Origin of the sequence: Nocardia sp. NPDC050713, from assembly GCF_040654315.1 — a bacterium.
Taxonomy (GTDB): domain Bacteria; phylum Actinomycetota; class Actinomycetes; order Mycobacteriales; family Mycobacteriaceae; genus Nocardia.
Window position 1 is genome coordinate 409,710 of record NZ_JBFAHS010000002.1, and the last position, 21,835, is coordinate 431,544.

Consider the following 21,835-nt stretch of genomic DNA (forward strand, 5'->3'; position numbering starts at 1 on the left):
GCGATGCCGTTTTCGATGCGGCATCACTTCATGAGTGCGAGGTTGCGCCAGAGGTTCGTGAGGCTTTCGGTTCCGCCGAACAAGGTGGTGAAGTTGGTGGAGTCGATCATGACGATGTCACCGGCGCGGTGATCGGTGGGCGGCAACCAGATCAGGGTGTTGAACTCGGTGTTGCCTTCGGCGGTGAAGGGGTGCGGTCGGTCGAGGTCGATGGGTTGGCGCGCGAGCAGTCGCACGGACTCGCTCGCGGGCTCGGTGAGGTGGTAGTGCGGGAGGTGGGGATGGAAGTTGAAAGTGGTGACGTCGTCGAGCAGGTGCAAGGCGTCGCGGTCACGGAAAGTGACAAGTGGCGCAATGGATTTCGTGTCTTCGACGACGGCGGGGCGAAGTCCGTACATGTTGCGCACCGGAACGTCGAGGGCTTCCATGAGCGAGCGGGTGTAGGCGCTGAACCGTTGTTGGCGTGGCACCAGCGGGTCGCCGTGGTGTTCGTATTCGACTTGGCGTTGCCGGAGGTCGTCGGTGCAGCCGACGTCGTGGTGCGGCGCGAGGAGCAGGCAGGTGCCTTCGCGTCGCAACCACTCCTGGATCGCCGCGATCTCCTCGGGCTTGGCCGCCGCCTGACCCAGGACGTGGTCGAGGCCGAAGACCATGAGGGTGTCCGTGTCGGCGAGGACGCGTTCATCGATGGGTAGTTCGAACCCGGCTTGATCAATGCGCTGGAAGACCGCGACGGGATGGCCGGTGGCTTCTTCGGCGACCTCCTGAAAACGGAGCGTGGAGCGGTGGAACAGCTCCAACGTTCCCGCGATGCCTTGCAGGAAGTGGGCGGCGTCGTACTCGGGTGTCTCGTAGGCAGGCCAAGTCGCCTGGCGCACTTCGGTCATGGTGGAGAAACGGTTGTCCAGCGCGGCGGGGTCGCGCTGGGCTTCCCACGGGTAGCTCCAGGTCCAGTAGATGCTCAATCGGCGTCCGCCGGGCGTGTAGGGGCGTGGCAGCTGGGATTGGTTGTACGTGCGCGCCGCGGTCATGGTGCTACCTCGCTGTCGGCTCGGGTGCAGAGGTAACGCAGGCCGCGAAGACCGGGCATGAAGAAATACGCGCCACCCCTGAGAGTTGTGAATGCCGGTAATCCCTTGATGGTTCGGCGAATCGGGCGTTTGGGGATCTTGTATTCCAGGGTGCCGTCTTGATTGCCGATGATCGGATCGCGCTCGTTGCCGAGCTCGTGGAACGTCTTGTCGTTGACCCACACGTTCTGGGCGAACTCGAATTGGCGCACCAGGCTCGCGCACAGCACGAAGGCCGCGATTCCGCGCTCGGCGCCGTCGTCGGGAACGTTTTCGGGAAGGTGTGGTCCGTAGGTGGCGCCGCGGCGGATCAGGCGCCGACGTTGCATGTTCACCGCGGTGTCTCGGGGATTCAGCCTGCGGATGTGCGAACCCAGTGGCGCGGCATAGCCATAGGGGTCCATGTGTTTGTAGCCGAAGTCGTTGTTGCGCTGCATATCGGCCCCGAGTTCGGGATCGTCCTGCTCGGGGGCGAGCACCAAGGGGGCGCCGCTACGCCAGCGGCCCATCAGTTTCGCGGCCAGCAATTCTTGTTCCTCGGGGGAGTCGGCGTGCTCGGCGAGGAAGTCGCGGAATCGCCCGACGTGTTCCTCCAGGCGCCGGTAGGCCAGGTAGGTGCCGTTGCGCGACAACACCTCCGGTTGTGGCAGTTCCACCGGGGGACCGTCCTCGTCGGGATATCCCAGGATGAATTCCCCTGCTTTGATCGGGGCGCCCGTGCCCGGCGTCGGCTGTTCGCCGGAGCCCTCGATCACCGGCTGCGACAACCGGTCGCGGTAGCCGAAATGGTCGTGCGCGTAATCCAACGGCGGGACCGCCCCGACGTCCAGCGACGACAGCACCGTCACTCCGGCGCGGTCGGCGACCAGTCGATCGTGCGCATCAACCCAGCGTGCGCGCTCGGCGTCGTCACCGGCGAAGAGGATCGCGATCGCGTGCAGATCGTCATCCGCCAACCCGCCGACCCAGTGGTCGGGGTGCGCGAGTCCGGTGTCACCGAGCATGCTCGCCCGCGCTGCCATGCCCTGCCGGAACTCCTCGGGAAACGTCGCCAGCGATTGCTCGGGCACGCCGAGCGCGCGCAGCCCGGTCCAGGTGAACGCGAGTGTCACCCAGCGACGATCGGTGTGCACGGAGCGCTGTACGTCGGCCGCCGAGGCCACCTGGTCGACCATGCCCGACAGCCACGCCCGTCCACCGTCGCCACTGGCGAACGACAGGAACTCATAGCGTCCGGCCAGCGCGGGCACCCGGGTGAGCACAAGGTGCTGGATATCGTCGAGTTCGAGCATCAACGAACCTCGTGGTTCTACTGCATCTGGTCGAGCATGCCGGAGAACGCCGCCTTGACGCGCAGTGCCTTCTTGATCTCGTCCGCCGTCACATACGGGTACTCGCCGTACTCCAGGAAGCTCGGGAATTGATGCTCACGGAAGAATTTCACGACCGCCTCGGTATTGGTCCTCCAGTCCTCCGGGAACCCTTCGAGGTTCACGAACACGGTCGTGATACCCGTCGACAAGAACAGGGCGATGGCGTCCTCGACGTACTTGTCGAAGTCGGTGTCGAAGATCCCCTGGTACTGGAAACACAAGCCGTCGCCGAGGTCGAACAGCACCCACCGCAAGTAGTGCAGCCGCAGCGGCGCCAGAACGGTGGGATCTTCCGCGACCGCGGCCTCGATCTGCTTGCCGTACTCCCGGATCGCCGCCTCACGACCGGGTTTGACCTTCGCGATGATCGAGAAGCCGTAATTGGCCGGTGTGCGGGGAAATACCGGCCCGTACCGCCCCTGCTCGAGCGCGAAATAGCCTTCCTTCGGGATGGCCATCGCCTCGGGCTTGGACCAGTCCCCGTCACCTGTGGTCATATCCGCCTCCGTCTCCAGCGGTGTTGGCGGGAACAAGCAGACCGCTCTCCGATGGAGAGTTGCGAAGAAGTGGTCCGCACAACGGCCGATCAGACCGCCTCTTGGCGGTGTTCACACGGCGATTTTAGCAGTCACGATCATCCATACCATTTGCTCGGCAATTTCGCCGAAGCCTGGCGCCGACATCGTCGTGCGCCTATTTTCGAACCACACCTTTGCGCTGTCGCCGAAGCGTGGACGAACCACAAAGAAGACAAGAGTTTGTTTTCGATCGAAAGGCCGACCGGCAGTCCGGTTACTCCGCGGCCGGGATCCACGGCTGGCAACGACGCGGAAAAGATCCATCCGAGGAGGTTCACAGCATGGATTCGTTCTGGGATTACGTGTGGTACACGATCCTCGTGTTCGCCTTCGTGGCGTACCTGATCGTGCTGTTCCAGATTCTCATCGATCTGTTCCGCGACCACACCGTCTCCGGCATCGCCAAGGCCCTGTGGGTGATCGCGCTGGTGGTGCTGCCGTACCTGACGGCGTTCGTGTACCTGATCGTGCGCGGGCGGGGCATGGCGCTGCGCGCCCAACAGGCGCAGGCCGAGGCGAAGCAGGCCACCGATCAGTACATCCGGCAAGTCGCGGGCAAGTCTCCCGCCGAGAGCATCGCCGACGCCAAGGCACTCCGCGACTCCGGTGTCATCACCGACGCGGAATTCGAACAGCTGAAAGCTCAGGCCCTGGGTGGTCCCGTTTCGACACCCAACGCGCCGACCGGCCAGTGACCGCTCATCGAAGACGCTGCGCCGCGTTCTCCACGTCGGAGGCGAGCACGTCGTCGCGCTCAGCGACGCTCAGCCCGCAACCGGTGTAGAAGTCGCATGGCTCAAAGCAGAGCGTATTCGGACTTCACCCTTGCCGGCGTCTGGTCGATGCTTTCGCACCATTGGTCGTGCAGGGTTCGCCAGACTTCGGTGGCGGTGCGGGTCCACTTCGATTCCAGCTCTGCCGCGGCCAAAGCGGGCTTCTCCCTTTCGACTTCGTTGTCCGCGTGTGCGGCGCGGTCGACCAGCTCGCTCCAGCGCTTGAAATCCTGATGTAGTGCGTCTTCGATCGTATCGGGCATTGCAGCTCCTTCGCGTGTGGTAGTGATCTTGTGAATCGGATTCTCGGAAACAGGGGAACGAGTTCCGGCAACGTGGTCGGGTAGCGCGGACCCGAGAACCATGAGCCGCTGAGGCTCGCCGATGCAGCAGTTCTGAAGTTGTGGAAACGCTCGACTGTTCGGCACGCCACGCAATCGTGGGGACCGTCTCGTTATCGCTCTGCCCGCCGCGGTGTCGCGGGGGGTCGATCTTCACTATGAAGACGAGAGGGGAGGACTGGGATCGCGAGTGAGTCGATTGCGGACTTCTGCTCGCCGACCTCATGGCAGCTGCGGGGCGTGCGGTCGTGGAGACCTAGCGTCTGCGCGGCTGCCGAACCTTCCCGGCCGCCTCTTTGATATCAGCTTGGTCACAGTTTACGCACAGTCGGTTAACTGTGCATAGAGGAAATGCGGAAGTTGCCCTAGAAAACCGCAGGTGCCGCGCTGCGCCGCCGCACACCCAGCAGGTTTGCCAGCTGCATGTGATACACGTCATGCCAATTCGGGTTGACATGGATGCGGCTTGCCCGCGGCCGGGCGCGGCAGCGAGCACGATGCCGGTGATCGATTCGCCATCCGCGCAGGCTGGCTCCGGCGATCTGTTCGCCTGGTCCAAAGTCGGCCGTCGGCGTTTCGCGGAGATGCGCCAGCCGGACCGTTGCCATACCGAGCCGACAGCCGGGAACGCGAGAGCTCGAACGGACACGCTTTGGAGGTGTGGCACGTCGCCGCGCAAACCAAAACACGGTTTCGTGGCATATCTGCCGCGAAACCGCGCATCGAGTGTCCGAAGGGGGACTTGAACCCCCACGCCCGATAAAGGGCACTAGCACCTCAAGCTAGCGCGTCTGCCATTCCGCCACCCGGACCGGTGTGTTCTGTTGTGCCCGTGACGACTTGGCGTCGCCAGCGGATCATGATCATAAACGGGTGGCCGGGGTGATCACCAAATCGCCAGGTCACACGGGGACATGCACCCGGTCGGCGCCGATGCGCTCGATCCGGTCGCGGCCCCATGCGCCCAGTGGTTCGAGGGCGCGATTGAGGGCCGAACCGAGTTCGGTGAGCTCATACTCCACGCGCGGCGGGATTTCCGGGAAGACCTCGCGAGTGACGATGCCGTCCTCCTCGAGCTCGCGCAGCTGCTGGATGAGCATCTTCTCGGAGACGCCGGGCAGGCCGCGGCGCAGCTCACCGAAACGGCGCACACCGTACTCCTCGAGTTCCCACAGAATCAGCGCCTTCCACTTGCCGCCGATCACGTCCATGGCCGCGTCGATGCCGCAGAAATATGGTCCTGATCTCTTCGCGCCCACTGCCGCACCTCGCTAGCTGCTCACACACGTGTTGGTAAGTACCCGACCGAATAGTAGGTACTTGTCGACCCAACGTCCCTCGCGCACTGTTGATTCCAGCGCGCTGACCACAACGTTTCCCACCCAAGGAGTTGACCCGTGATGGCGGAGAACCAGCAGAACCCGGTGACGGTCCTCGGACTCGGCGCGATGGGCCAGGCCCTCGCGGCGGCCTTCCTGAAGACCGGACGACCCACCACCGTCTGGAACCGGACCCCTGGCAAGGACGCCGACCTGGTCGCGGCCGGAGCGGTCGGCGTCGCCACCGTGGACGAGGCAGTGCGCGCGGGCGAGGTGATCGTGGTCGTGCTGCTCGACCACGCCTCGGTGCACGCCGCGCTCGACCCGGTCGCCGAGCGACTGTCTGGCAAGCAGGTGATCAACCTGACCAGCACCGCGCCCGAGGAAGCCCGCGAACTCGGCCGATGGGCCGAACAGCACGGCATCGACTACCTCGACGGCGGCATCATGGCGGTGCCGCCGATGATCGGGCAGCCCGGCGCGTCCATCCTGTACAGCGGGTCGCGCAAGGTCTTCGACGACAACCGCGAGACGCTCGAATCCGCCGCCGCCGCAGACTATTTCGGCGAAGACGCAGGCCTCGCCGCGACCTGGGACTTCGCCCTGCTCTCGAACATGTACTCGATGTTCGCCGGCTTCCTCCACGGCGCGGCGCTGGTGCGCTCCACCGGGGCCTCCGCAAGCGCGTTCGCCGAACGCGCGACCGCGTGGGTGACGGCGATGGCCCAGCTCATTCCGGAGTACGGCCGGATCATCGACGGCGGCGACTACACCACCGACGTCCAGCACCTGAACTTCCACAAGGCCGCGATGGACGCCATCGTGCGCGCCAGCCGCGACGCCGGCGTCGCGCTCGATGTGATCGGCCCGATCAAGTCCCTCATCGACCGCCAGGTCGCCGACGGCCACGGCGCCCTCGCCTTCGAGCGCACCTTCGAAGAGCTGCGCTGACCCGCCTCCCATCCACCCCCGAACCACCCGGTGACCAGCGACTCGTACCGCGATTTGGCCCCAGCCGCCACATCCGATAACCTTGCTGAGCACCACCGGTCCGGGTGGCGGAATGGCAGACGCGCTAGCTTGAGGTGCTAGTGCCCTTTATCGGGCGTGGGGGTTCAAGTCCCCCTCCGGACACAGACAGTACGCCAACCTGCGGTTGCGGGTTGGCGTACGCCGTGACTTCCTCGGTTTCGTGGTTGTAGTTCAGTTTGAGTCCGAGTTCCCGATATACCTCGAGTTTGTCGCCGGGGTCGGCGGCGCGCAGGATCGCCAGCAGCCCGCCCAGGGCGTCGACCAGTTGACGGATTTCATCGAGGCTCATGCGTTGGGGGTGGGCGGGTGTTATGTGTGGTTGCGGTGAGTTGAGCGATGAGGGCGGCTCGTTCGCGGTAGATATCGCTGCTCCACGCGGCAACCATCGCGGGGTCTGCCCCGGCTTCCAGGGCGGCGCGGTGTTTGGCGAGTTTGCGGTCGCATTCGGTGATCGATTGTTGCAGCAGGTTCGGCGTCGCCATCGCGTCGGGTTGGGCGGCTTCGAGTTGGGTGAGTGTGTGTTCGACTCGTTCGGGTTCGAATATCTCCGCGAGCCAGGTGTCGACGGGGTCGGTGAGTATGTCTTCTTTCAGGAAGATGTTGAGGGGGTGTTCGAGGGCGTATTCGCGGGATAGCGGCATCGATAGACGGCTGCGCCGTGAAACCAGTTGCCTTGCATCTTCCGTCCGCACGTGTCGTGGGTGATGGGGCCCTTGTATGCGTAGGGGTGGGTGCGACGTACTGCCGCGTCGTGCTAGTCCTCGTCGGGAAGTTCGGGTACCGCCGATCTCGGTTGTGACAGTACGGTTTCTACCGCAACGGCGACGAAACCGCCGCCGATGGCGACTATTCGGTTGGTCGATCGGCTCCAGTAAAGGGCCGAGTAACTGGATTTGTCGCCGAACATTTCTGGGGTGAGGGGGATGTGGGTACGGTCGTTCGGGAAGTAGAGGGCGCCGACGTTGCCTTCGTCGTTGCTGCCGAATTTGAGGAGGAGGCTGTCGTCCGGTCCCGGGCGGACGTCCATGACGTTGGCCCAGGCTTCGGCGTGCCGGATTGGTGTGCCGCCTCGATGGATCTCGTGCAGGTCGCGGCCGGACTGGTAGAAAAATCCGTCGGTGCCCGCGGGCGCCGAGGTGAAGCCGACGAAGGAGCGTTGTGCGGCCATCTCGAAGGTGCGCACGCAGCCGGTGCCTGCGGGGTCGAGTTCGTAGCCGTTGCCGTCCCAGATCAGGACGGTGCTACCGTCAGCCAGTCGCGCGGCCCCGGTGACCGGGCGGGCGGCGTCGCCGAGTGAACTCTTCACCACGGTGCCCGGTGTGATGCCCGGAATCTGTTCCCAGGCACCGGATTCCGTGAGCCACAGCGGGCCGGGCAGCGGGTCGCCGAGTTGCATGCCGCCGAATCTCAGCAGGTGACTCTTCACCTCGTGCAACACCACGGGGCGCGTGCCGAGGAAGTAGCACTCGTGGGAGTAGAGGTCGGCCCCGTCCGGTCCCTTGGCCGGTAGCACCCGCGGTGCATCCGTGTCACCGTCCACCAGGATCGGCGCGAACACGCGCGGGCGTGCCTTGGTGTCGACGGTGGAGTACGCCAGCCATCCGCCCTCGGAGGCCCGTGCGGCCGCGACCCAGAATTCGTTGCGCTGCAACGCCAATCGCGGCGGCCACGACTCGAGGTCCCACAGTTCCACCTGTGGTGACTTGCCGTCGCTGTGCGACATCAGGAAGCCGTCGACAATGTCGTCGAGCACACTCGCGATGCGCGATGCCGGTGCTGTCTCCACCGCTGCGACAGCCGTGCCGTCGTTGCCGAGGTACTGCGCCCACATCAGTTCCGGATCGCCGGGGAACTCACCCGCCGCGGGCACCGCGAGATCCGTTGCCTCCCAGTATCCGAGCTTGCGATCCACCGCCGCGCGCAGCGTCGCCACGATCCCTCGGTAGTTCCGCTGGGCACCCTTGGGCAACGGCGCGAGCTGCTCCTGCACCCAGGCCAGCACCTCGGCGACATATTCGGCGGGCACATAGAGCCCCGTCGTATAGTTCCCGCCGAACCAGCCCGAGGAGAACCATCCCCGTACCTGCGGATGCGCCGCGACCACATCGGCGAACAGCGCGTCCGGCGCGTACTCGACTTTCGGCTCGAACACCGCGTCCGGAAACACCCGTCCCGCTTCGAATGCCAGGCTCAGCGCCAGCCCCCGCTCGTAGCGGTACGGCAGCATCGAGGCGCTGAACATGACCGCTGCCACCGACACGGCCTCCGCCGCCGCGTGCCCATCCGTCCCGAGCAGCAGCTCGCGTACCTGCCGCCACACGTCCGCCGCTTTCGGATGCACTCGATCCAATGCGGTCGGCTCGGTCGAACTCCCGAGCAAGCGGGGCACGAACTGCTCCCTGATCGCGTCCTCGTCCACCAGGTGCAACGTGCAGTCGTATCCCATACGCCCTCCATCTCGTCCGCCGCGCCCCCACATGCAACCACGCCGGTACCCGAGCACCCAGAATTGGTGGCAGTAGCGGGCTCAAAGCGGACTGTTGACACAGTTCACCATGACCGTCGTGGGGACGACATTGAACGACAAGATCACCGAGCCTCTGGGCTTCGAGAGGGGCTAGGCCCCGACCGAACGGGAATGGGCAATGCGGGTAACGGCAGCCCTTCGAAGACGGTGTTGACCGAGGCGACCGGGCAGGTGCAGATCGAGGTGCCCCGGGGGCGTTCGCGGACGAGTCGTGCCGGGTCAGCCGCCAATCGAGCGGATCCACAGTTGCCATCAGGCCGCTGACCGCCCAGCTTCTGCTTTGCTGGCCAGCCTGAGTCGGGTGGTCAATCCCGCGAGAAGGGTCTCCGCGTCACCGTGTATCGGGGGCGCAGCCGCGACCACTTCTCCTCCCATTCGTCGAGCTGTGAGGTCGAGAACATTTCATTGAAGTGCGAAGGCATAACGTAGACGCGATTTCGGTGCGCTGGCCGACGCCAGTCGAAGTACCGGAAGCTGAGCCGGCCGCCGCTGAGGACGTGGTGCAGAACCAGTGCGTTGTGGACCTCATCCTTCTTGTGACGACGAATCCCTGGGTCGGGCGGTTGGCCCCAGAACGAATCGCTAGGGCGTCGTGCCTACCCGTGTCGTGCTACGTCCTCGCACAGGATGCTCGGCCAGCGTGCGAGATCGGCCGGTGTGTGCGCCACCTCCAGTGTGGCCGTCGGCAGCAGGTCCACCAGCGCCTCGGCGGTCGACACCGGATGGGCGGGGTCGTCGATCCAGGCCAACACCGTGGTCGGCACCTCGATCGCGGCGATTGCCTCGGGGGCGGGCAGGTCGCTCATCGCTGCCCCGCGGAACAGTGAGGGCAGTAGGTGCTCGGCGACATCCGGCACGGTTTCCGGCGTTCCGACGGTGGCCGGCGGGCGAGGAACGGTGAGATCGGCACCGAGGAAGGCGTCGAGTCCCTGTTCCTCGATCAAGCGAGCATTCTTCCGGTAGATCTCGGCCTTCGCGGCGCGGGTGCGCCAGGCGGTCGCGGGCACCAGCAGGGTGAGACCGGCGAATCGGGCAGGATCGCGGACAGCGGCATGCAGCAGTGTCCCGGTGCCCATCGAAGGACCGACACCGTGCACCTGTTCACCCGGGAACCAGTGGTCGAGCAGTTTCAGCAGGTCATCGGCCAGGACCGGCCACCGATAGTCCTCGGGGACGGTACGGCCCGTCGAGTGGCCGTGGCCGCGCGCGTCGTACCGCAGCAGTCGGGTTCCGCTGAGTCCGCGGCCGAGATCGAGGTCCATCAGACGGTCGCGGTGGCGGCTGGAGGTGAGGCCGTGGAGTTGGACGACGGGGTGGCCGCCCTCGTCGCTCAGTTCCACGGCGAGGTCGGCGCCGGGAACACGGAAGGTCGGCACGGCGGCTCCAGGGTGCTGGTGAGACGGCGATCGCTCGGGAAGGAGCCTAGGATACCGTCATGCGGCTGACCAACGTCGCGCACTTGCGCCTGCCGTTCGGCCGCCTGCTGGGCTTCGACGTCATTGCGGGTCGGGTGGGCCGGTCACTTCCCGTGTCCTTCGACCAGCGGCGCCACGTCGGCGCCGGCGACCGAGCGGGATCCTGGATGGCGTTGTCCTTCAGGCTCTCCGCGCCGGTACCGCCCGACGAGCTCGCGACCTGCTGGCTGGCGGTGATCGAGCGGCACGGCACGCTGCGGTCGGTCTTCGTGCCGGGCGAGGACGGCGAGCCTCGGTTGCACGAGGTCGATATCCGCCCCGGCGGCTGGGTCGAGCATGTGATCGCTCCGGGGCAGGCGGTCAACGATGCGCTCCGCGCCGTGCTCGACCGTGCTTGTTCACCATACGGTCGTCCGTCGTACCGGCTCTGCGTGCTCGAGACCGCGGTAGGGCCGACCGTGGTGGTCGCCGCCGACCATGCGCATGTCGACATGTGGTCGATGCTGGTGATCGCGCGCGACCTGCTCACCGCGCTGGCCGCGGTGCAGAAGGGTCGTGCACCGTCGTTGCCGCCAGCACCCGCCTTCGCGGAGCACACCCGCGCACTGCGGGACCTCCCGCCGGCACCCGACGAGGTGCACCGCCGCTGGGCGGAGGTGCTGGCGGGCAGCGGCGATGTGATGCCACGGTTCCCGCTGCCGCTGGGTGAGGCGACGTTGCAGGAGGAGCGCGTGGAGGTGCGTGATGTCCTCGACGTCGACGACAGCGCCGCGTTCTCGGCGCAGGCCCGCGACGACGGCGTCTCGACCTTGGCGCTGGTGGTGGGGGCGATGACCGAGGTGACTCACGAGTTGGCCGGCACCGCACTGCGGGCCGTGTTTCCGGTGCACAGTCGGTACGACACCACCTGGCACGACTCGGTGGGGTGGTTCATCACCAACTCGGTGCTCGAGTCGGCCGACCCCGATCCCCGTGCCAGCGCGGAGGCGGTGAAGGAGGCCGTCCGGATGGGGTCCTGGCCACTGGAGGAAATCCTGCGTCCGTGGGGCGGGATGCCCGAGGCGCCGGGGATGTTCGCGATTTCGTGGCTGGACCTGCGTCGGCTGCCGGTGCGAATCGACGCGACCGGATTGGAGGCGCAGTACGTCGGCGCGACGATTCGGACCGACGGCGTGATGCTCTGGTTCATCCTCGACGAGGCGGGTCTGCACCTGCGCTGCCGGTATCCGGACACTCCCGAAGCCCGGCGGCACGTCGGCGCCTGGCTGGACACGCTGATCGCCCGACTGCAGTCACGGGCGCGGGCTTCGGTCGGTGGTCGGCTCCGACTCGGCGACCGGATCTATCGTGTGCAGCGGGCGGGGCGTGCCGACGTGCCAGCGTTGGTCGCGCTGCTCTCCGACGACGAGATCGGCCGTACCCGCGAAGGTTTCGAAATTGCCCGCTACGAGGAGGCATACGACGCCGTCACCAGGGACCCGTCGCACTATCTGGCCGTGGTCCGGGACGAGGGCGACCGGATCGTCGGCACCATGCAGCTCACCATCATCCCGGGGCTGTCCCGCGGCGGCGCCACCCGCCTCCAGATCGAGGGAGTCCGGGTCGCTGCCTCGGAACGCTCTCACGGCATCGGAACCGCGATGCTCGAGTGGGCACACGACCACGGCAGGCACCGAGGTGCGACGCTCGCGCAGGTCACCACAGACCGTGTCCGCGAGCGGGCTCACGCCTTTTATGCGCGGCTCGGGTACGACAACAGTCACGTCGGGCTGAAGCGGGCGCTCTGACCGATAGTAGGTGGCTTCCATCTCGGCGGGTGGCATGTCGCCGCAGTGCTGGTATAGCCAGCGGTGGTTGAACCAGTCGACCCATTCGGCGGTGGCCAGCTCGACCTGGTCGACAGTGCGCCACGGCGCCCGACGCTTGATCAGTTCGGTCTCGAACAGGCCGTTGATCATCTCGGCGAGGGCGTTGTCGTCGGACGAGCCGACCGCCCCGACCGAGGGGTGGATCCCGGCTTCGGCAAGGCGTTCGGTGAAGGCGATGGACATGTATTGCGACCCGTTATCATGATGGTGGGCAACATCTTTCACGTCCCATCCTGTCTCCTGTGGGTCCAGATCGCATGCTCGATGGCGTCGAGCACCAGCGAGGTGGTCATCGACGTGGCGGTGTAGCGGGACAGAGCCGCTGAGCGCGTCAAGGTTCGGGTCGGTTGGTATCGGGTCGATCGTCCTCCGTGTGACCGGTGCTGCGTGGACAGGGTGGTGGTTCCGCCGCACCGGGTGCGGCGGTTCGCGCGGCCGCGGCGGTACGAAGGCCGACGTATCCTGCGGCGCCGTGGCGCGCCGACCACCCGGAGCAGGCCGCGCCGCTCATTTCTCGAAGTAGCGACGCGGATTGCGGACCAGTATCGCGTCGATGTCGTCGTCGGTGAGCCCCTTCGCCAGCAGCGCGGGGATGACGTCCTCGCTGATGGGGCGATAGTTCCACTTGGGCGCCATCTGGGTTTTCGCGTCATGCGGGACGAGTGTCATCGGGAGGCTTTCTCCGGCGCGGCGGTGAACACGCTGACATCGAGCGCGCGCTTGAGAATCTTGCCGGTGGCGCCCTTGGGCAGCTGGTCGACGAAGGCGAAGCGGTGCGGGACCTTGTAGGCGGACAGGCGTTCCTTCGCCCAGGTTCGCAGCTCCTCCGGATCGAGTCGCGTTCCCGCGGCGGCGGCGACAACAGCACCGACCTCCTCGCCGTAGTGGTCGTCCGGGATGCCGATGACCGCGACTTCCACGATCTCGGGGTGCTCGTAGAGCACCTCCTCGACCTCACGCGGATAGACGTTGTATCCGCCGCGAATGATCAGGTCCTTGGCACGGTCGACGATATAGACGTAACCGTCGGCGTCGACGCGCCCCAGGTCGCCGGTCTTCAACCACCCACCGGACAGTTCGGCGGCGGTGGCATCGGGGCGGTTCCAATACCCCTTCATGACACTGGGCCCGCGCAGGAAGAGCTCACCGACGGTGTCCGCGGGCAGCACCTTGCCTTCCGGATCGCGCACTTCGATCGAGGTCCCCGGCAGCGCGGTTCCCACCGATCCGACCCGCTGCTCACGATCGAGCGCGTTGTAGGTCGCGGCGCCACTGGATTCGGTGAGTCCGTAGCCCTCCAGAATGGCGCAGCCGAACCGATCCGAGAACGCGCGGATGACCTCGGCGGGCAGCGACGCTCCACCGGAGGCGGCCAGGCGCAGGCTGGCGAAGTCGTCCGGTCCGTAGTCACCGTCGGTGTGCAGCATGGCGTTCCACATCGTCGGCACGCCGGACACCACGGTGAGTCGGTGGTCTCTGATCATCTCGATCATCGCCTGCGGATGGAAGGGTGACACCATCGAGAACGAGCATCCCGCGTGCAGCGCCGTGATCAGGCACACCGCTTGGCCGTAGACGTGGAACAGAGGCAACCCGGTGCCGAACCGTTCGTCCGGTGTGAGTCGCAGCTGGTCGATGAAGATTCGCGCGGTCTCGATCAGGTTGGAGACGGTGAGCTCGACGCCCTTCGGCTTGCCCGTGGTGCCCGAGGTGTACAGCAGGATCGCGGTGTCGTCGGGGTCGCGCCGGACCGGTTCGGCGACCACCCGCGTCGGCTCGGTGAACGCGCCGGGTTCGAGCACGAGCAACGGAATGTCGCGCTCGGCCGCCGCCTGCCGTGCCGCGGCCTGCGCTCCGTGCCAGGCGATGGCGAGCCGGGCGCCGGAATCGTCCAGCACATAGCCGATTTCGGGCGCGGTGGCCATGGTGTTCACCGGAATGGCGACGGCCCCGACGAGGTGGGCCCCGAGGTAGGCGACGACGAACTCCGGGACGGTCGGCGCAACGAGCAGCACGCGGTCGCCGGCTGCCACGCCGGAATCGGTGAGAAGGCCACCGAAGGCGGCGCTGCGATGGGCGAGGTCGAGATAGGTGATGCGCTGGTCCCCGATGCGCAGCGCGATGGCGTCGGGGCGCTCGGCGGCGTGCTGCCAGAAACGGTCGGCGACATTGGTCATGGCACATCCAGACAGGTAGAGACCGGCTATGGGAAGGCATGTGACGGGGGTCACGTCCGAAGGCAGCCTATCTGAATTTGGTGTCAACTTCAATCATGGGAAAGCGAGGGGGGTGCGGGCGATGGCGCCGGAAACATGCGGCGAAAACTCATTGAACTTGACGCCAAATTCAATTAGAGTCCGGCCAGCCGATGTGTTGGCCGTCACACACTGCACCCTCCGGCGGGGCAGGTAGGCGACCATCGCTCGTGGTGTACGACGCGGGCGATGCGATGCGAGATTCGCGATGACATCGGTGACGTGGTGTGCGGCGTACGTCGCGCCGCGCGAGGGGCATCTCGATGCCCACCACCGCATTTCGACCGAGATGAGGGTCAATTCTGATGAAGTTCACCTCCTTGCTCGCCGTTCCCGGCGCGCCCGGAATCCCAGCCGACGCATCGGGCCGGTACGGCCGCGTGATCACGCGCGTCGCGGGCGTCGGATTCGCCGCCGCGACGGCGGTGGGACTGTTCTCGACCGGCGCCGCGCACGCGGACGTGTTCGTGCCGCTCCCCGACGGGACCGAGCACGGACCGGGTGTGCGGATCGACCGCACGGCCGAACGGGCCGTCGTGTCGCCATCGATGGCAGCCAACGGCGCGGGCCGCGTGGTGTGGGTATCGGGAACGATCACCGCCGACGTCAGCGTCGCCCCGGTCATCGAGAAGCCTGGCCCGTACAGCACGCCGGAGAACTGGCCGGGCACCAACAATTCCTCGACCCACGGCGCGTCCCAGGTCAACGCGGGATACATCATCGGTTGCCAGGTGAGCATCGGCGACAAAGCCATCTCGGCGGGTCTGTCCGGCAACATCACCACCAACGGCTTCAGCCTCAGCGGATCCGGCGGAATCCAGTTGGGGCCGGGCGAAATCAAACTCGTGCAAGTCGGGTTCAAGGACGTTCTGGCGCCCGGCGTCTACACGCTCGGCTATCGCGACGTCGAGATGGAGATCCAGGGCTGCGGCGGCTACGCGCAGGCCCGGTCGTACGCGGTCGTCGAGATCGTCGGCGATCACTACTCGAAGACCATCTTGTACGGTGCTCCGTTCAGCATCGGCTGACGCGGTCGAAATCCCTGGAAACACTTGTCGCTGAGACGAACTCGAAGAGGAAGTAGCTATGTTCGACCGTAAGAAAGCCGTGCGCGCCGTTGTTCTGTGCGCGGCGGCCTTCACCGCCGCGGGACTGCTGTCCACCGGCCAGGCCGAGGCCGACACTTTCGTTCCCCTGCCCGGCGGCAGCATCACCGAGACGCTGCCCGACGGCACCGCCGTCACCGTCCGCATGGTGGACGAGTCCGCACTCATCAGTCCGCCGATGGCCGCGACTCCGCTGCACCGCAACGCGTGGGTTTCGGCCAGTGCCCAGGTCGAGGTGGCGGGCAACGCTGTCGGCGGGAAGATCCGGCCCGGCTACGTCGTCGGCTGCCAGGTGAACATCGGTGGCGGCGGCGTCAACGGCAACGGCACCTACAGCTCCGACTGGGAAGGCCAGCGGCCCTCCGGCGGGGTCGGGGCGGGCGGGACGCTGAGTCTCGGCCCTGGACAGGCGAAGACGTTCTACCTGCTCGACATCGAGGGGCCGGATCTGTTCGGCGACGAGGTGCACGTGCCCTACATCCAGTTCCGCGGCCCGAGCGGCAGCGTGACCTGGAAGAACTCGACCATCGCACTGAGCGGATGCGCGGGCTACGCGCAGGCTCGCTCGTTCGTCCGGGTGGAGGTCGACACACCGCGCGCCAGGGAGATCGTCGTCTTCTGGGGACAGCCCTTCAGTCTCGGCTGATCCCGCGCCGCGGGCCCGGTGGCGATCGGCAGGTCGATCGCCACCGGAACATCCTGGCCGACAGGAAGATTGAGAGAAGAATATGGCCGCCTTGCTGAGGGTGGAAAAACTGTCGCTGTCGTTGCCCGCGGTGGGCGGCCTGCTCCGCGACGTCGGGTTCGAAGTGGCCCCCGGCGAAGTCGTCGGGCTAGTGGGGGAGAGCGGCAGCGGGAAGACACTGACGGGGCTCGGCGTCCTCGGGCTCCACCCTCCGGGTGCCCTGGTGACGGGCCGCATCGATTTCTGCGGCGAGGATCTCCTGACGGCGACGCCCGACAGGTTGCGTGCCCTTCGCGGACGCGAAGTCGGCATGATATTCCAGGAGCCGCGGTCGTCGCTCAATCCGGTCATGACTGTCGGGCGCCAGATCGCGAATGTGCTTCGGGCGCACGAGAAGATGTCATCCTCCCAGATCGGCGCACGGACCGCGGAGTTGCTCGAAAAGGTCGGTCTGGCCGATTCGGGGCGCCTGATTCGCTCCTATCCCCACGAGCTGTCGGGTGGCATGTGCCAGCGGGTCATGATCGCGATGGCATTGGCGTGCAGGCCCAAACTGCTGATCGCCGATGAACCGACGACCGCGCTCGACGTCACCATCCAGGCACAGATCCTCGAGCTGCTCAGGGGGCTCACCGCTGACGAGGATCTGGCCGTGCTGCTGATCAGCCACGACATCGGTGTGATCACCGAACTTTGCGATCGCGTCGTCACCATGTACTCGGGAGAAGTCGTCGATATCGCCGCCCGCGACGAGTTGCTGCGCCGTCCGGCCCACCCTTACGCGCAGGCGTTGCTCCAGGCGTCGAGTCGCGCGACGACACCGACGGTCGTGCGGTCGGCGCGAGAGTGCCCGGCCGACGGGAACGGGTGCGTTTACCGAACCCGGTGCCAGTACGCCATAGATGCCTGCCGGACGACACATCCGGATCTGATCGGCGACGCTCGCTCGGCGACGCGCTGCCTGCGCGCCGGCGACCTCGAACTGGCCGGGTTGGTGGCCTGATGACCGAGATCCTGATGAACGTCCGCGATCTGGTCGTCGACTACGGCGGCGGCGCCGACCGGTTGCGCGCGGTCGACTCTGTGAGCTTTTCTCTGTACCGCGGCGAAACGTTCGCCGTGATCGGCGAATCCGGATCGGGAAAGACCTCGCTGGCGCACGCTCTCGCCGGAATCGTCAAGCCGGCCGCGGGATCGATCGACCGCGTCCCGGGCGCGAACGGCCGCACCGCGGGGAGATCCCACGTGATCTTTCAAGACCCGCGGTCGGCGCTCGACCCTCGGCTGGCGGTCTGGCAGTGCGTCGCCGAGCCGATGGCGCCGCGCCGGTTGCGGATACCGCGATCGACGCGCCCGGCAGCGGTCGAGCTGCTGCGCCGGGTCGGCCTCGGCGAGGAACTGGCCGACCGCAAGCCCGCGCAGCTGTCCGGCGGTCAACGGCAGCGCGTGACCATCGCCCGGGCGGTGGCGTCGCGCGCGGAGCTGATCCTGTGCGACGAACCGGTTGCCTCGCTTGACGTCTCCCTGCAGTCCGAAGTGCTCGCGCTGCTGGCCGAACTGCGCGACGAGCACGGGCTGACCTACGTTTTCATCTCGCACGACCTGGGTTCGGTGGCGCGCATCGCCGATCGAGTCGGCGTCATGTACATGGGCAGGCTGGTGGAGCTGGGACCGACCGCGTCGGTGCTCGAATCGCCACGGCATCCCTACACCCAGGCCCTGCTCGCGGCCGTGCCCCGGCCGACTCGGGTGCGCCGGGAAAGGCGCGGGCTGCTGCTGCGGGGCGAGATTCCCGATCGACGTAACCCCCCGTCGGGCTGCCGATTCCGCACGCGGTGCCATCTGGCCACCGATCGCTGCGCGACGACCGCCCCCGCACTGACCGACGACACCGAAAGCCATTCGGCAGCATGCCATTTTCGCCAGGAAGCCATCGAGGCGTGGCAATCCGCGCTTGGTCCCGCCGCGGACCGGAAAGAAGAATCGCGATGAACCGAAAACTGATCGCCGCTGGGGCGGCGGCCGCACTCGCTCTCGCGCTCGGCGCTTGCAGCGGCGACCCGTCCACGTCCGCGCCTGATCCGAACGCGAGCATCAAGGTCGCCACGCGGCAGACGCCCAGTTCGCTCGACCCCTGCCGGGGCAATTCGGGTTACGACCTGACCTATCTCAAGTTGCTCTACGCCCCGCTCATCGACACCGACCCGCAAACTCTCGCACCCCAACCGGGAATCGCCACCTCGTGGGAGTTCGCCGGAGCCGACAAACTCACCTTCACGATGAAACTCCGATCTGGCCTGACTTTCCACGACGGCACACCCGTGGACGCGGAGGCGGTGAAGGCCAGCATGCAGCATTGTCTCGGCACCGGTCTGGTGTCCGTTCCGTCGATCAAGAGCATCGACGTCCAGGGCGCGGACACAGTATCGATCAAGTTGAGCAGCCCGACTTCTGGCCTACCCGGCTACCTGAGCACCCGTCTGGGTTTCGTCGTCTCGCCGGCCGCGCTGCGACAGTACGGTGACGAATTCGGTAACCATCCCGTCGGCGCCGGGCCCTACCAGTTCGCGCGCGCGGTGCCCAACAGCGAATACTCCTTCACGAGGTTCGGGGGTTACCAGCCCATGAGCGACCCCGCACCGCGAGCGGCGGGCATCGATATCGCGATCATCACCAGTGACACGGCGCTGACGAACGCCTTGACCTCCGGGACAGCGGATTTCGCTTTCGGGATCGGCGAATCCGCGGCGCCCGCGCTCGAGCGCCTGCCGGGCATCACCGTTGACCGGCATCAGCAACTCGGCTTCACCGCGGTGGTGATCAACACCAAGAACCACCCGGTCGACAACCCGAAGGTACGGTTGGCGATGGAGTACGCGTTGGACCGCAAGGCGATCGCCACGGCCGCGCTGAACAGCGACGCGGGCACCCCCGCCTGGTCGGTCTACCCGCCGGGGGCGACCTTCCACGATTCCGCCACCGACAACGCCTGGCCCTACGATCCGGACAAGGCGCGGCGGTTGCTCGCCGAGGCCGGCTACCCGAACGGCGTGCAGGTGCGAGGCATCTCCGCCGCCGCGCCGCCGTTCTCCACCAACGCACTACTGGTCGCCGAGCAGTGGAAAGCTGTCGGGATCAACGTCGAATTCACCAATGTTCCTGGTCCGCAGGCTATTTCACAGTTCGTAGCGCACAACGGCGCGGACGTTTTCAGTGTCGGATGGCCTTCGCAGGCGTCGGCGCCGCTCAACTACAGCGCCCTGCTCGGTCCGACCTCCTACTACCGGCAGAATGCCGCGCCGAATCCGCAACTCGACGAGCTCATCGCGCAGCTCAACAACACCTACACCGACGGCGAACAGCTCGAGGTCGCGAAGAAGATCAACCGGATCATCGTCGAACAAGCCGAATTCATCCCGCTCTATCACGGTCCCGCAGTGGTCGCCTACACGCAGCGCGTGCAGGGAGTAGTTCCCTCGCTCAGCGGATCGCCCGAACTCGCGTACCTGGCCGTGTCATGAAGTGGATCCGTCACCGACGGCCGGTCGCCCCGGTACTGGGGCGATCGGTGTCGATCCTGATCACCGCGTTTCTGACGACGGTGATGACCTTCGGTCTGATCCATCTCGTGCCGGGCGGGCCCGCCGAGGCGCTGATCGGAGTGAGCAGCACCGATGTCGATCCCGCGGTCATCGAGCAGCGGCTCGGTCTCGACAAACCGCTGTACGAACAGTACTTCCGGTGGTTGAGCGGCGTGGTCCACGGCGACCTCGGGACCTCCTTGGTCAACAACGCGCCCGTCGCCGATCAGGTGCTGCACCGCTTGCCGGTCAGCGCGGAACTGGTCGGGCTAGCGTTGGCGCTGTCGGCCGTGGTCGCGGTGCCGCTCGGTGTCTGGACCGCTTATCGGGCGGGCGGCCGGTCCGACGGGGTCGTGCGCGCGGCGTCCGGAATCGGCCTCGCGGTCCCGGAATTCTTCTTGGCCATCGTCCTGATCGACGTGTTCGCCGTCGGCCTCGGGTTGTTTCCCGCCTTGGGTTATGTGCCTTTCGGCAAGGATCCGGTGGCGAATCTGCGCCACCTTGCCCTCCCCGCGGCGGCACTGGCGGCGGGCGCGAGCGCGATCGTGGTGCGTCAGGTACGTGCCGCGATGATCGACGCGCTGTCGAGCGAATATGTGCGCGCCGCGCGGGCCATGGGATTGCGCGAGCGCACGATCGTGTGGCGTTACGCGCTGCGCAACGTGTCGACTACCGTCGTGACGGTCTACGGGCTGCTCGCGATCGGCTTGCTCGGCGCCACCGTGGTGCTCGAGCAGATCTTCGTGCTGCCAGGCATGAGCGGCGCACTGGTCACCGCCATCGAGACCCGCGATTATCCAATGCTGCAAGGCATCGTGCTGACCTATGTCGTGATCGTGCTCGGGATAAACCTGGTGGTCGACGCGGCCACCGGATTCCTGGATCCCCGGCTCCGGGCGGAGGCGAACGCATGAGCACCGTGACACTGACCGCCGGAACTCGCTCGACCGGTGACACCCGGCGGCGGTCCCGCGCCGGGTTCTGGGTCGCTCTCGCGATTCTCGGCACCCTGATCGTGCTCGCGGCGCTGGCGCCGCTGGTGACGCCGTACAGCCCGACGGACCAGGATCTGACGAACAGGTTCGCCGGGCCGGGCGGTGCGCATCTGCTCGGGACCGACAGCTACGGCCGGGACGTGCTGAGCAGGCTGATCTGGGGCGGACGGTCCTCCTTCGTCGCGGTGACCATCGCGGTCGGCGTCGGACTCACGGTCGGGCTGCCGTGGGGACTCGGCGCCGGATATGGTCCGGCGTGGTTGCGAATGTTGTTGCTGCGCGCGGCGGATGCGTTCCTGGCGTTCCCGGCGCTGGTACTGGCGGTTGCCATCACCGGTGTGCTCGGACCGGATCTGGTGACGGCCATGTGCGCGGTCGGCATCGTGTTCGCTCCCGTCATCGCACGGCTGACCGCAGGGGGAGTGGCGCAGGTCAGGCGTTCGGAGTACGTGCTCGGTGCACAGCTGGCCGGCTGCCCGACGCACGTCACGCTGCTACGGCACGTTCTGCCCAACGCGGTGGGACCGGTGATAGTGCAGGCCACGCTGTTCTCCGGACTCGCCTTCGTCATCGAAGCCGCGTTGTCGTTCATCGGCCTTGGCATCCAGCCGCCGACGCCGAGCTGGGGTGGCGATTTGAACAACGCCTACCAGCACATACTCAGCGCCCCGAATCAGGTACTCGCACCGGGTGTACTGATCGCGATCGTGGTGATGGCCACTTATCGAATCGGCGACGAAGTTCGAGATCGCTTGTCCGGGCTGGGCTCGGCCCCGGCGGCGGAACGGTCCGGGCGGGAATCCGAATAGCGCTGGTACGGGCCTACTTCGCGCGCATTCCGCAGGTGCGTCCCACGCTGCCGGGGCGGTGCTAACGTGAACACGTCAACCGTCCCTTCGACCGACAGTGAGTGGCCA

Annotated in this window: 20 protein-coding genes, 2 tRNA genes and 2 pseudogenes; 11 read left to right on the forward strand and 13 right to left on the reverse strand. The window is 66.5% G+C overall.

Translation table 11 applies throughout. From position 1 onward, the window contains the following. Window positions 1–23 precede the first annotated feature (23 nt). The 4 genes from AB0H49_RS05235 to AB0H49_RS05250 form a co-directional block, all read right to left on the reverse strand. Window positions 24–1,031 carry a hypothetical protein gene (locus AB0H49_RS05235; RefSeq protein ID WP_357247374.1) on the reverse strand — a complete coding sequence of 336 codons (1,008 nt, stop codon included), beginning with the start codon at window positions 1,029–1,031 and terminating at the stop codon, window positions 24–26. Further along, window positions 1,028–2,362, reverse strand: coding sequence for a peroxidase (locus tag AB0H49_RS05240; protein ID WP_357247377.1), 1,335 nt, complete (start codon window positions 2,360–2,362; stop codon window positions 1,028–1,030). The genes AB0H49_RS05235 and AB0H49_RS05240 overlap by 4 nt, the downstream gene beginning before the upstream one ends. Before the next feature lie 17 nt (window positions 2,363–2,379). Beyond that, complete coding sequence (locus AB0H49_RS05245; RefSeq protein ID WP_357247380.1) at window positions 2,380–2,940, reverse strand: hypothetical protein; 561 nt, start codon at window positions 2,938–2,940, stop codon at window positions 2,380–2,382. A 111-nt stretch (window positions 2,941–3,051) separates the two neighbouring features. Next, window positions 3,052–3,285 carry a hypothetical protein gene (locus tag AB0H49_RS05250; RefSeq protein ID WP_357247383.1) on the reverse strand — a complete coding sequence of 78 codons (234 nt, stop codon included), beginning with the start codon at window positions 3,283–3,285 and terminating at the stop codon, window positions 3,052–3,054. A gap of 17 nt (window positions 3,286–3,302) precedes the next feature. On the opposite strand from AB0H49_RS05250, the gene AB0H49_RS05255 reads away from it, so the two are divergent. Further along, complete coding sequence (locus AB0H49_RS05255) at window positions 3,303–3,716, forward strand: SHOCT domain-containing protein (protein WP_355001509.1); 414 nt, start codon at window positions 3,303–3,305, stop codon at window positions 3,714–3,716. A gap of 101 nt (window positions 3,717–3,817) precedes the next feature. On the opposite strand, the gene AB0H49_RS05260 is transcribed toward AB0H49_RS05255, so the two are convergent. The 3 genes from AB0H49_RS05260 to AB0H49_RS05270 form a co-directional block, all read right to left on the reverse strand. Beyond that, window positions 3,818–4,057, reverse strand: a complete 240-nt coding sequence (locus AB0H49_RS05260; protein WP_355001508.1) for a hypothetical protein — start codon at window positions 4,055–4,057, stop codon at window positions 3,818–3,820. An 805-nt stretch (window positions 4,058–4,862) separates the two neighbouring features. Beyond that, a tRNA-Leu gene (locus AB0H49_RS05265) sits at window positions 4,863–4,947 on the reverse strand. Window positions 4,948–5,037: 90 nt separating this feature from the next. Further along, window positions 5,038–5,394, reverse strand: a complete 357-nt coding sequence (locus tag AB0H49_RS05270; protein WP_355001507.1) for a helix-turn-helix domain-containing protein — start codon at window positions 5,392–5,394, stop codon at window positions 5,038–5,040. A 141-nt stretch (window positions 5,395–5,535) separates the two neighbouring features. Between AB0H49_RS05270 and AB0H49_RS05275 the strand changes: the two genes are divergently transcribed. Together AB0H49_RS05275 and AB0H49_RS05280 are read left to right on the forward strand one after the other, a co-directional pair. Continuing rightward, window positions 5,536–6,405 (forward strand): NAD(P)-binding domain-containing protein, encoded by an 870-nt coding sequence (locus tag AB0H49_RS05275; RefSeq protein ID WP_357247962.1) that lies wholly within the window; start codon window positions 5,536–5,538, stop codon window positions 6,403–6,405. A gap of 98 nt (window positions 6,406–6,503) precedes the next feature. After that, a tRNA-Leu gene (locus AB0H49_RS05280) sits at window positions 6,504–6,588 on the forward strand. A 173-nt stretch (window positions 6,589–6,761) separates the two neighbouring features. Here AB0H49_RS05280 and AB0H49_RS05285 read toward each other — a convergent pair. The 3 genes from AB0H49_RS05285 to AB0H49_RS05295 all read right to left on the reverse strand — a co-directional run bounded on the left by AB0H49_RS05285 (window position 6,762) and on the right by AB0H49_RS05295 (window position 10,389). Next, window positions 6,762–7,178: a hypothetical protein gene (locus AB0H49_RS05285; protein ID WP_357247387.1), complete on the reverse strand. Its 417-nt coding sequence runs from the start codon at window positions 7,176–7,178 to the stop codon at window positions 6,762–6,764. A gap of 62 nt (window positions 7,179–7,240) precedes the next feature. After that, entirely contained in the window at window positions 7,241–8,932 is a 1,692-nt protein-coding gene (locus tag AB0H49_RS05290) for a hypothetical protein (protein WP_357247390.1), read from the reverse strand. 677 nt (window positions 8,933–9,609) lie between these two features. Next, the gene (locus tag AB0H49_RS05295; RefSeq protein WP_357247393.1) at window positions 9,610–10,389 is read right to left on the reverse strand and encodes an alpha/beta hydrolase; all 780 of its coding nucleotides are present in this window, start codon (window positions 10,387–10,389) and stop codon (window positions 9,610–9,612) included. Between the two features lie 59 nt (window positions 10,390–10,448). On the opposite strand from AB0H49_RS05295, the gene AB0H49_RS05300 reads away from it, so the two are divergent. Continuing rightward, window positions 10,449–12,215, forward strand: a complete 1,767-nt coding sequence (locus AB0H49_RS05300) for a GNAT family N-acetyltransferase (protein ID WP_357247396.1) — start codon at window positions 10,449–10,451, stop codon at window positions 12,213–12,215. A 3-nt stretch (window positions 12,216–12,218) separates the two neighbouring features. Here the strand turns inward: AB0H49_RS05300 and AB0H49_RS05305 are convergent. From AB0H49_RS05305 to AB0H49_RS05315, 3 genes and pseudogenes are all read right to left on the reverse strand, one after another. Then, window positions 12,219–12,598 (reverse strand): annotated as a pseudogene (locus tag AB0H49_RS05305) (integrase core domain-containing protein); the annotation flags it as partial. 205 nt (window positions 12,599–12,803) lie between these two features. Next, window positions 12,804–12,947, reverse strand: a pseudogene (locus AB0H49_RS05310) (phosphotriesterase-related protein); the annotation flags it as partial. Between the two features lie 14 nt (window positions 12,948–12,961). Continuing rightward, window positions 12,962–14,473 carry a long-chain fatty acid--CoA ligase gene (locus AB0H49_RS05315; protein ID WP_357247399.1) on the reverse strand — a complete coding sequence of 504 codons (1,512 nt, stop codon included), beginning with the start codon at window positions 14,471–14,473 and terminating at the stop codon, window positions 12,962–12,964. Window positions 14,474–14,856: 383 nt separating this feature from the next. Between AB0H49_RS05315 and AB0H49_RS05320 the strand changes: the two genes are divergently transcribed. The 7 genes from AB0H49_RS05320 (at window position 14,857) to AB0H49_RS05350 (ending at window position 21,727) form a co-directional block, all read left to right on the forward strand. Continuing rightward, complete coding sequence (locus AB0H49_RS05320) at window positions 14,857–15,579, forward strand: MspA family porin (RefSeq protein WP_357247402.1); 723 nt, start codon at window positions 14,857–14,859, stop codon at window positions 15,577–15,579. A gap of 58 nt (window positions 15,580–15,637) precedes the next feature. Continuing rightward, the gene (locus AB0H49_RS05325) at window positions 15,638–16,303 is read left to right on the forward strand and encodes an MspA family porin (protein ID WP_355001499.1); all 666 of its coding nucleotides are present in this window, start codon (window positions 15,638–15,640) and stop codon (window positions 16,301–16,303) included. 82 nt (window positions 16,304–16,385) lie between these two features. Further along, on the forward strand, window positions 16,386–17,345 hold the full coding sequence (locus tag AB0H49_RS05330; RefSeq protein WP_357247405.1) for an ABC transporter ATP-binding protein: 960 nt from the start codon (window positions 16,386–16,388) through the stop codon (window positions 17,343–17,345). After that, entirely contained in the window at window positions 17,345–18,334 is a 990-nt protein-coding gene (locus tag AB0H49_RS05335) for an ABC transporter ATP-binding protein (RefSeq protein ID WP_357247408.1), read from the forward strand. Before AB0H49_RS05330 ends, AB0H49_RS05335 begins: the two co-directional genes overlap by 1 nt. After that, window positions 18,331–19,863 (forward strand): ABC transporter substrate-binding protein, encoded by a 1,533-nt coding sequence (locus AB0H49_RS05340; RefSeq protein WP_357247411.1) that lies wholly within the window; start codon window positions 18,331–18,333, stop codon window positions 19,861–19,863. The genes AB0H49_RS05335 and AB0H49_RS05340 overlap by 4 nt, the downstream gene beginning before the upstream one ends. Next, the gene (locus AB0H49_RS05345; protein WP_355001496.1) at window positions 19,860–20,837 is read left to right on the forward strand and encodes an ABC transporter permease; all 978 of its coding nucleotides are present in this window, start codon (window positions 19,860–19,862) and stop codon (window positions 20,835–20,837) included. The genes AB0H49_RS05340 and AB0H49_RS05345 overlap by 4 nt, the downstream gene beginning before the upstream one ends. Next, window positions 20,834–21,727: an ABC transporter permease gene (locus AB0H49_RS05350; protein ID WP_355001495.1), complete on the forward strand. Its 894-nt coding sequence runs from the start codon at window positions 20,834–20,836 to the stop codon at window positions 21,725–21,727. The genes AB0H49_RS05345 and AB0H49_RS05350 overlap by 4 nt, the downstream gene beginning before the upstream one ends. Window positions 21,728–21,835 lie beyond the last annotated feature (108 nt).